We start from the raw sequence: 14,667 nt of genomic DNA on the forward strand, positions 1-14,667 counted from the left end.
CTTACCAGATGTTCGTCAAGGAACGTCTATTTTCACAGGATGTTTGCGGATCGGCGGCTCTACGTAGGCGCCCGGCTCGTTGACATTTCGCGCCAGTAACCTCGAGGCAATGCTTTCGGCTGCTGCCTTCGCTCCCTCTTTCGAATAGAAGTTGCCGCGAACCTGCACGGAGGCAGCGAGCAATCGCATGAACGCGCCAAGAAGCTTTGCCGATGGCGGTTGTGGATCCTGCCAGAAACGATCGATGGAACCTGGATCCGTCAGCCCTTCGATATCATAAATCGTCACTCCGAGCGTCTTAACGGGCTTTCCTGCCTGCAATGCGGAAAGCGCAGCTGTCGAATTGACTGTGACCACGCCCCGGCTTGCAGCGATCAGCGTCGAGAGATCACCGCCGTCGATAACCTGCACGCGTCCGGACAGGCCGAGCGACAGGGCCGTGGCGTTCACATAGTCGTCCCAGTCGATAAGCCCGTTATCGAGCGGATGGACTTTGACGAGCAGCTTCGCTTCTTGCGGTGCGTGCTCGGCAAATGAACGCAGAATATAGCGGATCGCATCCCGCTGGCTGTGGAACGGCGAATGGGCGCGCAGCTGATAGTCGGTTTCAATCTGCAGGGGATAGACAAAGAACGCAGCATTATCGGAAGACAGCTGGCCAATTCTCAAATTCGCCTCGCGGGCCCTCTTGCGGCCTGTTGCGAGCCTTCTCAGCCAGCCGGCATATTCGGCGAGCGGATGAAACAGCCCGTGCCGCCGGTAATGAGGATAAAAGAGTGAGAAGAACACGGTCGGCAGGTAATACAGGAGATCGGCGATCGCTTCGGAGAGGAAGGTGTGACTGTAGCGCCTGTTCCAATCGGGTTCCGGCAGGCCTTCCGCAGCCGCAAGTATATGATCCGGATCAGCGGGAAAGCGTGAGTTGGACGAAAGGCCTTCGCGCTCGATCGTCACCCAATCGGGCCTAAGATGCCCCATCTCGATTGCGTAGATCGAAACGCCCATCATGCGGGCTTCGGCGATGGCAGCACGGTGATAGGGTCTTTCCTCGCCGTGGACGATAAGGTCGGTGATCTTGCGGTCGGCGATGAGATGACGGACATAGCCCGACCAAGCGGCGAAAGGACCCCGATAGTTCAAGGCACCTCGCCTGCGCCAGAACAGCCAATCCCCGCTGTTGAGGTTGACGCGGAGGCACGCGCAGCCTGCTGCCTCAAGACGGTCCGCGATCCGGCAATAGAGGATGGACGATGGCCCCTGGAGAAACAGGAAGACGCGTTTCGCCTTCTCCTCTGAGCGGACCACCGGCACGATCATTGCGCCGGCAACTCTTTGCTGAGGCCGGCATAGCGCAGCAGCGTTCCAAGCAGGTTCCATGGCGCTTCTTCCCGCGGAGGAACAGGACGCTGCGAATGCGAGCGAGCGCGACCGAGCGGCACGATCACGTAATCGGTACGAGGGTCCGGAAACGGATCGGCGAAAGCCTTCAAGAGCGGCGCATGATCGCCGTAGAAGAGCAACCAGACTGGCCGGTCCAGCGTATCGAGATGATGGGCCAGGTTTCCAAGGGCGTGATCGGCGCGACGAAGGAGCTCGGAATAGATCTCCACAGAATCCGTGAGGTCACCGACGCGACCGGCCTCCCAGGGGCCATGGTTGGCCATTGAGGCGACGAACAGGAAATTCTTGATGTCCGGATCCTTTTCGATCTCGCGGATAACGCTTTTCGTCAGCATCTGATCGCTCACATAAGGGCCGTCGCGCTCCGGATTGTGATCGAATTCGTCGAGCATCATCATGTGATCGAAGCCGAGCTGCGGCATTGCCTTATGACGCAGGAAGAAGGTACGGTCATAGGGGTGAATGAACTGCGTCTTCCAGCCGGCATCCTTCAGCTTATTCGGCCAAACGACATCCGCATATTGGCTTGCGCTCAGATAGGGGTAGCTCGCATCGATATGCACGTCGTCCGGCTGAAGTCCGCTCAAGACTGCAAATTCTGTGCGAAGCGTATAACCGCCTTCGAACACGCTGGTCATGCGGCCCCACTGCGCCGCCCGCTTGCGCAGCCGATCAAGATTGGGAAGCTTCAGGTCTTTGACCTCGAAATGACGAAGGTCGATGAAGGATTCCGACTGCCAGACGACGATGAGCGGCGGCTCTTCGTCGCCGTCCGGATCCCAAAGATCGTGCAGCGCCGACTTCAGCATGACCGACAGCTCGTGCACGATCTTCTCGCGGCGGCGGCCAAGCCATATGATAAAATGCAGGACGACAGACGTGAACGTGCCGAAGCGGACCGTATTCTTCTTGATATCGATCGGTCCAACGAGCTGCTGAGTGGCCCGCGAAACCGGCCCGTTCACGGGACCATAGAAAAGCGCCAGCCACGGGCCGAAGGCAACGGCAAGTCCGACCAGCACCGAGAACAGCCGTGCGCTGTCAGGCAAGATGTGCGGCTCGAAGTAGAAATAGAGCCCGGTCACGCCGAAAACGTACAGGAACGAGAATATCCAGAAGAAGACGTTGAGCGAGGTCGCATAGAAAATCTCCTTGTATTTGAAGACATCGACGACGAGCGCGATATCGGAGAAAATCAACGGCTCTCTGATGAACTTGAATTTGGCGCGTGAAATCCCGGTGAAAATCACAAAGAAGCTCATCGTCGCCTGCATGGCGTAGATCGGCCGCCACGTCACCGAAAAGAACCCCGCAAAGACCAGAGCGATAACCGGAAGGCGCGCGGCAAGATCGAGCGCATAGCGCGCGGGTGTTCGCTCGATCTTGTTCTGGCGATAGACGACAGACGGCATCGCGAACCAGTCCGTTGCGTAGACGAAGAGGCACGTCAGGACGAAGCAGGAGGCAACCAGTAGAAAGGGGACATCATGTAAGCGCAACGAAACCATCGATTTTCTATTACCGGCAATAAATGCCAAATCCGATTAAAGCTTGGGCGTGTCAATGCCCGATGATATCCCTGTCTTCAAATGCACAGTCGATGACCTTGCATGCGTTTCCCTTACGCCACGCTTCAATCGATAACGGTACCAGCGCGAAAGCAGCGGCTTGATGAACGGTCCCAGATAGGCAAGCGCCATGAGAGATGGCGTAAAGTGGATCTTCGAGCGGTTGCGGTCGATACCGGCGATAATTCGCTGCGCAATTGCTTCGGCCGTCCACGGCTTCACCTTGCCCATGAGAACCTCGGCCTGCCATGGCCGCATCGTCATTTCGCGCTGATACTGGGGTGTCAGCGTGTCCGGCGGAAAGCAGATGGAGACGCGAATTCCCGTTCCGACAGCTTCCGCCTGAACGGCTTCGGCAAAGCCCTTGAGGGCGGATTTGGAGGCGCAATAGGCCGCATAACCGTGAAGGCCAATCAATGCGGCACCCGACGAGACCACCATGATGGTCCCCTGCCCCCTCGCCTTCATGCTGTGATAGACGGCACGGGCGGCATTCGCCGTGCCCAGGAGATTTGTGGTTATTTGCTGGTCGAAGGCCGCTGCTGGAAGAGCGTCGAAGGCGGCCGGTTCGACGATGCCGGCAGAGGCGATCAGCACATCGCAGTGGCCGTTTGCCGTTTCACAGGCTTTGACCGCAAATGCCAGGTCCTCATGTTTGGAAACGTCAGCCGAAAAGGCAAAAGCGCTTCCGCCTTTCGATGCAGCCTTGACCTCTCGAAGCGCCTGATCCAGGCGTTCGGCATCGCGTGCGATCAGCGAAACACGCTCGCCTCTGGCGGCGTAAGCCTTTGCGACTGCTAATCCGATGCCGCTTGAACCGCCGGTTACGATGACATGCATTGCATCGTCCTGCCTAAGGCTTGCCCGCCATCTGGTTCATCGGCAGGAGTTTCATGACCTTTTCGAAGTCGATCGAACCTAGGCCGAAATTGCGGTCCTGTAAATCTTTGAGCCGCTTCGCTGTCACAGTGACAGCGTGGGCAATCTGCTCATCCGTGTGATTGCAGGTGATGAAGAAACGCAGCCGCGCCATGCCCTCGGGAACTGCCGGATGGATGATCGGAAGCGCGTTTATGCCCTCTTCGAGAAGATCATTGGAAAGCTGCACGGCCCGAACGGAATCGCCGACGATCACCGGAACGACGGAATAACCGGTCGCAAGGCCGGTATCGAGACCGGCGGCCTTCGCAAGCCTGAGAAAGAGCGCGCCGTTGCGCCGCAGGCGGGCAGTACGGTCCGGCTCTTTTGCCAATATTTCAAGGCCGGTCAATGCCGCAGCCGCCAGTACCGGCGCCAGGCCGACACTATAGACGAAGCCACCGGCTTCGGCCTTCAAGACGTCCGCCAGGGCCTGGCTTCCGGCTATATAGCCGCCGCAGCTCGATGTGGTCTTGGAAAGCGTTCCCATCCAGATGTCGACGTCATGTGGATCGATACCGCAATGTTCGAAGCTGCCGCGACCGGTTTCTCCAAGGACCCCGAGAGCGTGTGCCTCATCGACCATCAGCCAGAAGCCGTAACGCGACCTTAGCTCGACCAGGGCCGGCAGGTCGGCGATATCGCCATCCATTGAATAGACGCCTTCGACAATTACCAGGATACGGCGGAAGTCGGAGGACAGTGTCTTCAGAACGGATTCGAGGTTCTCGACATCATTATGCTTGAAGAGACGTCGTGTCGCGCCCGATTGCTTGATGCCGGCAAGCGCACTGTTATGAATGAATTCGTCATGGATCACGAGGTCTTGCGGGCCCATCAGACAGCTGATCGCAGCGACATTGGTCAGGTAGCCGCTGACGAAGCAGACGGCAGCGTCGACCCCGTAGACCTTGGCAAGTGCATGTTCGAGTTCGACATGCACGGGCCGCTCTCCGGCAACCAGCCGGCTTGCCGACGCAGAAATGCCAAAGCGATCTATCGCCTCTTTTGCCCGCTGGTTGACGAGCGGGTCCGTATTGGTTGCGAGGTAGTCATAAGAGGCAAAGTTTGCGAATTCCCGGCCGGACATGACAGTCGTTGCACCTGCCGCCTTGTCATGAGACCGGTAGAAGGGGTTGCCGATGCCGGCCATCTGCGCCCCGATCTTCTGGGTCATCACCCGCTGGTATTCCGGCAATTCGTCGAATCGTGTCACCTGGCGAACCGGCGGCTGAGGGTGGCGGTTCATCCGGGCTGTCCGGTTTCTGCCGGACGACTCGTTGGCGTGCCGCATCTGATCGAGCAGTCCCGTTTTCCGGTCCTGCGCCTTGCCTTCTGAATTGGTCATTTCACATTGCCGCTTTCTGAACGGTGCCAGAATGACTCTGGATCAGTTGGCTGACAACCTGCTCGGCGTCGCCTACCCCCTCGTTTCCACTGCTACGGCTGGCCACGCGCTCCCGAAGACGAGCCACAACATCGCCAATCGTCGTGCCATCGCTGATACCGCTCAGTGGTATGTCGAAACCGGTCTTCTGCTGAAAGCTCATGCCGAGTTCCATCGCCATCAGGCTGTCAAGCCCGATGTCCTTGAGCACCTTTTCCGGTGTGATTCCATCTTCGGTGATGCGCAGGATCGCTGCGATTTCGGCAGCCACCAGCTTATGGAGGAGGGCCTGGGCTTCATCTGCAGACTTGCCGGCGATCATCGCCTCGAGGTCAATGGTTTCGTTGTCATTGACCGCCTGGCTGCTTCCTGCCTGGCGCATGATCGTCTCGAAAAGCGACTTTCCGGCAATTGGCAGAAGGCGCGCCGCGCTCCAGTCAACCTCGGCGATCATGACGGTCGCACCCTCGATACGGCCCTGGTCGGCAAGCATGTAGCGCTCGACCTGCTCGAGCGCATCGCTCGCTTTCAAGGCCGACTTGCCGATGCGCTTCGAAAGCACCTCGTTCACCTCCGCGTTACGCGCCAGGTAGCCCTTGTCTGCAATCGCGCCGAAGCCGACCGCCAGACCGGCAAGTCCGGCTGCGCGACGCTGGCGCGCCAGACCTTCGAGGTAGCCGTTGGCTGCGACATAATTCGCCTGACCTGGATTGCCGAGCATCGTCGTCGCAGACGAGAACAGCAGGAAGAGGTCGAGGTCGTCATCTGCCGTCAACCGGTGGAGGATTTCCGCGCCCTTGACCTTTACGTCGACGACGGGCCGGTTGCGTTCTGCCGTGAGGTTCGAAAGCAGGGCATCGTCAAGCACCATGGCTGCATGGACGATGCCCTTCAGCGGCGCCTTGGTGCGCAGTTCGCCAAGCAGGTCGGCGACCGCCCTCTCCTCGGTGATGTCGCAAGCATGCACACTTGCCGTTACACCCCTCTTTGTCCATTCGGCGATCGACTTGCGGGTCTCGTCGTCGGCAACACCCTTCCGTGAACAGAGCGCGATCTTGCGGGCGCCTTTCGAAACCAGCCAGTTTGCGGTTGCAAGACCGAAGCCGCCGATTCCTCCTGCCACAAGGAATATGCCGTCAGAACTGAAGTGAAGCGCCTTGCCAGGTACCGGAAGGACCTTGTCCCTGCCGATCACCGGGGGACGGACGACGATCTTGCCGATGTGACCAGCATTCTGCATGAGACGGAATGCGCTGCTGATCTCGTCATAACCGAAAGCGCGATATGGAATGGGCACGAGTTTTCCAGCGGAGAACAACTCTCCGATTTCGGTAAAGATCCGCTTCGTGAGTTCCGGCACATTGACGAGAAGCTGATCGGCATCGATGCCGAAATAGCTGATATTGCGGCGGAACGGTCTCAGCCCGATCTTCCGGTCGGAATAATAGTCGCGCTTTCCAAGTTCCAGGAAGCGCCCGAACGGCTTCACGAGCTCCAGGCTGCGCTCCATGGCTTCGGAGAAGAGCGAGTTGAGAACCAGATCGACACCGGCGCCATCGGTAATCCGGCGGATATCGGTCACGAAGTCGAGGGAGCGCGAATCGAAGACATGATCGGCGCCAAGCGTTTCCAGGAAACGGCGCTTCTCAAGCGTTCCGGCGGTGGCAATGACCGTCGCGCCCTTCAGTTTTGCGATCTGCAAGGCGGCCAGGCCGACACCGCCTGCGGCACCATGGATCAGGATCGTCTCGCCGGGCTGAATGCGACCGAGCTCGACCATGGCGTAATAGGCCGTGAGGAACGCAACCGGCACGGTTGCCGCAGCGACCGTATCCATCCGTTCGGGTAGCCTGGTGACACCATCCCGGCGAACTCTCACATGCGTCGAGAAGGCGGCTGGGCCGATGCCCATCACCTTGTCGCCGGGCCTAAGATCGCTGACGCCCACGCCCGTTTCGACAACCCGTCCGGCAAACTCCATGCCGATCGTGGCGCCAGCAAAGCCGTCCTCCAGTGCTTCCTCGGGGAGCAGGCCCATCGCCCACATGACATCGCGGAAGTTGAGACCCGTTGCTTCGACGGCAACGACGATCTCACCGTCGGCAGCAGACGGTACTTCACACGCTTCCCAGGCAACACTGTCGAGGCGTCCGGCCGAATGCTGGCGGATCGTGGCAGCGGCATACCCGCCGGTCATCCGGGCCGAGGACGCTGAAGGCCCGGTAACAGCGCGCAGTTCACGGACCTCGCCGGTTTCCACATCGAGCAGCCATTCGCGGTTTGCCCCTTGTGATGCGAAGATCGTATTCACGATGCCTGAAACGCGTTGATCGCCGGGTTCCGCATCGAGCATGTGAACGTCCAGGAATTCATATTCATTCTGCAGGACACGGGCAAAGGCCCAAAGGCCGGAGTTTGCACCGTCGGTCCCATCACCGGAAAGCGGCGATCCGCCGGGCGCGATCAGAAGAAGCTGCGGCCGGCTGTTTGCGGCAGGCTCGCCGGATTGCATGTAGGCGGCCAGCGCTTCTGCAAAAGCCGTAAATGTGGCGAGCCGATCCTGTGACAGCTTGGATGGATCTTCGTTCGATGCGCGCTCGGCATAATAGACTGCACGCACCGGCTGGCCCGCAAATTTGGAGAACGCTTCAGCATAAGCCGGCTTCGGCTCGTTCGCCGAAACGGATATTGTTGCCATCCGCCAGAAGTCCAAGGTGTGGCTCGAGCCTTCGCCGATCACAAGTAGCGGGCCATTGCCAGCCTCGGCGGCCAACGACTTTTCTGTCACCACCTTCGGCTGAGCGATCAGCGAAAGGAGCCTGCCTTCCGGATACTCGGCTTCCTCGACACTTGCGTGCGCAAATCCAAGCGAATGTGCGAGATCCTCAATCTGCCGGGCGGTGCCCAGCTTTCCGATCGGAAACTCCGGAGACTGACTGCCTGCAAACCAACCGTCCGACAGGCCGAATACGAAGTCGTTGAAAGCGGAAGGCGCTCGGTCGGCAAGGACGAGCGCCGCACCGTGAGCCGCTGCCTTGCGCACGGCCGACTGGAGCGCCTCGTCGCTGGAAAGATACTGCTGGCTCTGATCGCCCGCAGCGACAACCAGATCGGCCGCGGCATCATCGCCGAGCTTATCGGGGTCGGCGACAACGACATATGCACTGTCTTCGAATGCGAGTTCAAGCGCCCGCCGGATATTTTCACGCGGTTCGGCAATGACGAGCAAAGCGCCGTGTTCGGCTGCCGCCAGGGCAAGCTTGCGGCTAAAGGCGGCCGAGATCGACCCAACTTCCAGAATCCGACGGACACCGCCTTTTTTCGCTTTGAGCACACCATCGACCATGCCGCCTACGACGGAAAGTCGTTGCAAGCTCAACGGCGAATGGACGAGAACATGCTCCAGCGTCGCTTCGCTGACCGACTTCGAAGAAGGAACGTCGGCGCCGTGTTTGAGGGCCGCGATCTTCTCGAGAGCATCGCGATGCGCATCGTTGATGAGGACGGCTTCCGCGATGCGGCCGGCATCTTCGCCATAGAGTTCCCGCAGAACCTCCTCGACCGGCGGCAGCGTGAATTCGGTCGCAACGGTCCATTTTCCATCATCGCAAGAGGCAATGCCCGCGTCTTCAAGGCTGAAGAGGCAGCTGGTGAGGAAAGATCGGAACGCGGCATCGCCGGGAAGGCTGCCAATCGGAACCGAGCCATCCTTTGCCGCAAGCGCAATCGCGATCTCATGGCATGCGCGATAGACGGCAGCGTCAAGCAGAAGGGTTGCGTTATTCAGCGCAACGTCCGAGGCACCGGCAAGGACCGGAAGCGCATGAATGTCGGATGTCGCGGCAAAAAGCGCGGACGGGACGCTCTCATAGTGAAAGGCGACGGAATCCAACGTGTGGTGACGCCTAAGATACGTCCGGCGGAAGCGGCAATCGTCGAATGCCGCAACCTGCGTGCCGGCATCGTCGAACATCCGGAAACGCACCTTGATCGAATTCTGGCTGAACCTCTCGATCCCGATCGTCGCCTTGACGACTGGCCGTTCCGAACGCCTGACGCGCACGGAGCCGAAACGCACAGGGATATAGGGCGCGCCTGCCTGATCGCCGGACAACTGATCGAAAAGAGCCACCAGACCGTGAAACGCTGCATCGACCGACATCGGATTCAGATTGTAGGTCAGGTAAGGGTGAGCAGCCTTTTGTGCCGTCTTGAGATCGACCTCTATCAGACCGTGGCCGAAAGCGACGGCCTTCGACAACAGCCTGAAATGCGGACCATATTGCAGACCGAACCGCTCAGCTGTCTCATATGTCTTTTCGGCCGTCAAAACCGATTTGACTTCGCCAACAACGGGGGCTGCGCGCTCATCGGCCACGGCATCGATTGTCTTGCGCACCCGGGCTACGGCATGAACGGTCCAGTCGTCGTTGCTCAACCGTTCGCGCGAGCGGATTTCGATGTTGCCGGTTTCGGGAGAAAGGACCGTCGAAAGTTCGGCGATACGATCCTGCCGCAGTTCCAGCGGCCGCACGATCTCCAGATTTCCGAGTTCGATCTCGTCCGTATCGTAATATTGCTGCGCAGCTGTTACGGCAATCTCGATGAAGCCGCTGCCAGGCATGATCGCCTTTGAATCCACGACATGCTCTGCAAGGTCAGGCAGCAGGTTGGCGTCGACATGGTTCTTCCAGCTCGATGCGTTCGGATCGGTTCGCCAGCCGAGCAGCGTATAAGGCACACGCTGATCGCGGCCGAAGATGTCGATCTCGTCGCTCGTCGGCTGTGGACGCAACTCAACATTCTCGAACGGCAACGGCGGAAGTTGAATGAAGGCATTGCGACCGGCGGCGTTGCGCGAGCGAAGCGGCGATACGCCATGAGCCACAGCACGCGCGAATGACTGGGCGACCGGGTCGCGGCCGGTCCCGCTTTCACGCGCGAGCGTCGGGATTACGGCCGCTTGATGAGAAATGCTCTTTGCGATGTCCATCACATAGTTCGAAAGAATCGGGCGCGGCGAGATTTCGATGAAAAGGTTGCACCCCATCTCCATCGCGGCTTCACAAGCGTCCTTGAACAGCACCGGGTCGCGCACGTTGCGCCACCAATAAGCCGTGTCCAGCGTCTGGCCATCCGCATGGCGGCCCGTGACGGTGGAAATGAATGTGCCGGTGCCGGCATCTGGCTCGAGATCCGGCAGATCGTCGAAGAATGCATCCTTTGCCCGATCGATGATCGGATGGTGGAACGGATAATTAATATCGAGCACGTGCGCGACGATCTGCGCCTTGCGGGCGGCGTCGCGGAAGGCTTGAACCTCGTCTGATGGGCCAGAAATCGTCACTGAATTCGGCGCGTTGATGGCTGCGATGCAGATATTGTCGAAGCCGTTCGCCTTTGCGAAGGCAAGCGCGGCATCCGCGCTCATGACGACTGCTGCCATCTTGCCTTCGCCGGCGAGCAGGTCCTGATGCTGCGAACGCTTGGCGACGATCGCCACAGCTTCCGCGGCCGTCAGCACCTTGGCTGCGTAGGCAGCGGCAATTTCGCCGACTGAGTGACCAAAAACCGCATCGGGTCTCAGGCCCTGCGCCGAGAGACAGTCGGTCAACGCCGCCTGAACCGCAAACAACATCGGCTGAGCGATCTTGGTGTCCGCGAGCCGCTCCGGCAGGTCTTTGGAAAAAAGCAGATCGGTCAGCTTTTCGCCGAGATAATATTCAAAGAGAGCGCTGAAGGACTGGAAGCACTGGCGGAAATGGGCGTTTTCGCGATAGGCGTCCACGCCCATGCCCGGCCATTGCGAGCCGTTTCCGGCAAAGACAAATGCAACCCGCACGCCTTGACCAGGAACCTCGCCATGCTCGCCAGCCGTCGGCTCACCTGCCAGATGAGCACTGATTGCCGCCAGCACTCCGTCGCTGTCTTTCGCTTTGACAGCAAAACGGTGTCGCATTGCCTCACGGTTCGCCACCGCGGAAGCGACAAGCTGGCGCGCCTCTCTCGTTTCGGCCTGCTCCAGACGCTGCTTATAGTCATCAAGCAGACCCTCAAGCGCCGAGGCGCTATGGGCGCTTGCCATGAAGATGACGCGATCACCCTTTGCTTGCGGCTCAGGCGGTGCGACAGGATCCGGATCGCTGATCACGACATGGGCGTTCGTGCCGCCAAAGCCGAATGAGTTTACGCCTGCAAAGCGCGGGGTTTTCGCAGGCATCAGCTCGATCGGAGAGGTGTTGACGCGAACGTTCAGATCCTCGAAATCGATGTCTTCGTTGGTCCGCTCGATATGAAGCGTTGCCGGCAGGAAATTGTTTTCAAGCGCAATGACTGCCTTCAGAAGACCGAAGAGGCCGGAGGCTGGTTCGGTATGACCGATATTCGATTTGATGGAGCCAATCGGAACTGGCGCCCGGCGGTTCTTGCCGATGACGCTGCCGATGGCCCAGACTTCAGCGGGATCGCCGACGCGGGTGCCGGTACCATGGCCTTCTATGAAGGCGACGCGGTTCACATCGATATTGGCGCCTTCGTAAACCGACTTGAGGAGGGCAGCCTGCGCCTCCCGCGACGGCAGGGAAATGCCGTTGGTACGCCCTGAAGAATTGACGCCGGTTGCATGAAGGCGGGCGTAGCTGCGGTCCCTCTCGCGCAGGGCCTTGTCCGTGCGGCGAAGCACAAGCACGACGCCCCCTTCGGCGCGCACATAGCCATGGCCGTTCGTGTCGTAGGCGCGGCACAGGCCTTCAGGCGACAGCATACGTGCCTGCGCAAATCCGACGAAGGAAAGCGGATGCGCCAAAAGATTTATCCCGCCCACGATTGCCGTATCGATGTCTCCTCGATCGAGCGCGCGCACGGCCTGGTCGAGTGCCACCAGGGACGACGAACAGGCCGTGTCAATCGTCATGCTTGGACCGCGTAGCCCGAAGATATGCGAGATGCGGTTCGAAACGATCGAAAGCGTGTTGCCCGTCATGAAATAAGGGCTGCCGGTCGCCGGATCCTCGACGGCCAGGTTGCCGTTATCGAGGCTGGATGCACCGACATAGACGCCCACCTGCTCGCCACTCAGGGAAGCCGCAGGAAGATTGGCGTCCTCAAGCGCACGCCAGACAAGGTTAAGCAGTATCCGCTGCTGCGGATCCATCTGCATCGCTTCGCGCTGGGAGAGACCGAAAACAGCCGGATCGAAATGATAGACGTCCGTAAGAACGCCGGCGGCAAACGTGTAGGTCTTGCCCTGGATGCCTTGATGCGGGTGCCAATAGCGGGCGAGCTGCCAGCGCTCCGCCGGGATTTCGCTGACGGTGCACTTCCCGTCCTCGAGAATTTGCCGCAGTTCATTCACTGAAGAAGCGCCAGGAGCGACGCTTGCGCGCCCAATAATCTCAATCGTCATGTTCACCCGGTGTCGTGATGGCGGTGGGCGGCAAAGGTGGATATCAATGCCAGCTAATGCTCACATCATAAAAGCTGCGGCTTGTCATTCGAAAAAATCGTATCTGGGGTTGTATTCCCATAACTTTCAATAACAACTGTAACCGACTGTAAACAAAGGAAGGAGCCCCATCATTTTTTGATGAAACTCCTCCCAGAAGCACAGCAACGATCAGAAAAACGAACTAATCGTTCATGTTGTTGTAGATTCCAGCGCTCTGCGCGGCAATACCGACCGGTTGGCCCACAATACCCAGGAACATACGAATATCGACGACAGGATGGCGCGAGATGTAAATGACGTCGCGATTCTTGACCGGGAAGGTCTGTCCGACGATCAGACTATCCGGATGACTCATGTCGAAACGGTAAACGATCGGATACCGGCCCACGCTGTCTGGGGCAAGTCCCTTGTTCAGCAGCTCATGGAACCGCTTGGTGCCAAGCAGGCTCATGACGACATCAGGCTCCTCATAGCGGAACAGGAAATATCCTTTTGCGTCCGTCGCCAGATCATTGCCGCCTCGACCAAGTGCGACCGCCTCTAGCAAATTGAGATCGTTTGCGCCGAAATTGATACGAGCGTTAAGATTGGCGGAGCCGAGGATTGTAAACGTCCGCGGGTCTTTCGACACGAAAATCCGGTCGCCGGGCTGGACGTAAATGTCTTCCGATGGATTTTCGATGATCGACTTCAGGAGCGCCGTGCCGGTTTTCTTGCCCCGGACGAGCGTAACATAGGCTTCGTAGGGCTGTGCCTGCGAGCCGCCTGCCTTGGCGAGCACTTCGGTGATCTTCTCACTTACGAGGCTCAGTGGCACCTGGGACGGCTTGCCGACCTCACCGGACACCGTGACATTTCGAGATGCGGTGCTGACACTCGTCACGATGACGTCCGGCTCGACGGCTTTGTTCGCCAGCGACGCAAGAATAGCCTTACGAGCTTCCTCGAGCGTCTTGCCCTCAAACTGGACCGATCCTGCATAGGGAATTGCGGCCATACCATCCGGCTGAACTACGATATCGAGGTTCGTCTGCTTCGATTCCGTCGTCGAGAAGAGCCCGTCGCTGCCTGCTTCGAAAATCGTAACCTTCAGGTGATCGCCGACGCCAATCACCACGCGACCCACGCCACCGCCAATACCGAAACGGCGATTGAGAGCAGTCGCCACATAGTTGGAAACAAGAGTGGCAGAACGGCTGTCAACGTCGACGATATCAAAAACGGCGGCATTGCGGCGGCCGACTTCTACGGCGGAACGTCCGGCATCCTTGTTTATTGTATCGGCAAGAGGTCCCTGCGCAGGCAGCCCCTGGCAGCCCGCCAAGGCAAGGCAGATCAACACAATACTCGATCGAACCAATTGATTTCCCTCGATATCGGCGAGAACATTGATCCTCGATGTCACAGCCGACCTATTTGCAAAAGATTCTAATTGGCACCTGCAAAGCACACTGGACGTCTCACAACAAGCCAATTGGCGAACCGATCCCTAAAAAAATCACAGCTGCGTTATCAATGCCATAGTGCAGTAAGGGCTCAGCCACGCTCCCGCAAGCAGCCCCAGCGAACTATCTACAATTTGAGTTAAAGGCGCTTAAACGGACCACGGCGTGAATCGATGCATGTGTCTAGCTTCCTCGCGGGATTGCTGAAACAACGCTGCGGGAGATTTATCCGCTAGATTTCGTGAAGAGGGACCTTGGGCCGCCGATCTGGCAGAATATACCCGTTCCAGCGTCCGCACCCCATCTTCTCCGCGGCTGCGGTAGCGGGGATCAAAAACGACACGCAGTGCAAGAAGATATCGACCATCGTCAACACCCGCAGTTTGTTGCCAGTGGCACAGTGGCAAGCTGGTCGTGAACGAAGTCCATCGCCCAGAAGTCTGCCGCGACGCTTGCGCTTCGGGGGGTCTTGTTGGGCTTCAGAATGACCGCCATCTGGCC

General features: G+C 58.9%; 6 protein-coding genes. All 6 read right to left on the reverse strand.

Going from position 1 to position 14,667, the window contains the following annotated elements:
• Nucleotides 1-15 precede the first annotated feature (15 nt).
• The 6 genes from EV130_RS25335 to EV130_RS25360 all read right to left on the reverse strand — a co-directional run bounded on the left by EV130_RS25335 (nt 16) and on the right by EV130_RS25360 (nt 14,081).
• The gene (locus EV130_RS25335) at nt 16-1,317 is read right to left on the reverse strand and encodes a capsule biosynthesis protein (RefSeq protein WP_132662161.1); all 1,302 of its coding nucleotides are present in this window, start codon (nt 1,315-1,317) and stop codon (nt 16-18) included.
• Complete coding sequence (locus EV130_RS25340; RefSeq protein WP_074062164.1) at nt 1,314-2,939, reverse strand: LTA synthase family protein; 1,626 nt, start codon at nt 2,937-2,939, stop codon at nt 1,314-1,316. The genes EV130_RS25335 and EV130_RS25340 overlap by 4 nt, the downstream gene beginning before the upstream one ends.
• Nucleotides 2,940-2,945: 6 nt before the next feature.
• Nucleotides 2,946-3,809: an SDR family NAD(P)-dependent oxidoreductase gene (locus EV130_RS25345; protein ID WP_074062165.1), complete on the reverse strand. Its 864-nt coding sequence runs from the start codon at nt 3,807-3,809 to the stop codon at nt 2,946-2,948.
• A gap of 13 nt (nt 3,810-3,822) precedes the next feature.
• Nucleotides 3,823-5,235 (reverse strand): aminotransferase class I/II-fold pyridoxal phosphate-dependent enzyme, encoded by a 1,413-nt coding sequence (locus EV130_RS25350; protein ID WP_132661974.1) that lies wholly within the window; start codon nt 5,233-5,235, stop codon nt 3,823-3,825.
• A gap of 1 nt (nt 5,236) precedes the next feature.
• A complete protein-coding gene (locus EV130_RS25355; protein WP_132661976.1) occupies nt 5,237-12,679 on the reverse strand; it encodes a type I polyketide synthase in 7,443 nt (2,480 codons plus the stop codon).
• A gap of 223 nt (nt 12,680-12,902) precedes the next feature.
• Entirely contained in the window at nt 12,903-14,081 is a 1,179-nt protein-coding gene (locus tag EV130_RS25360) for a polysaccharide biosynthesis/export family protein (protein ID WP_132661978.1), read from the reverse strand.
• Nucleotides 14,082-14,667 lie beyond the last annotated feature (586 nt).

It is taken from the genome of Rhizobium azibense, from assembly GCF_004342325.1.
In the GTDB taxonomy this organism is placed as follows: domain Bacteria; phylum Pseudomonadota; class Alphaproteobacteria; order Rhizobiales; family Rhizobiaceae; genus Rhizobium; species Rhizobium etli_B.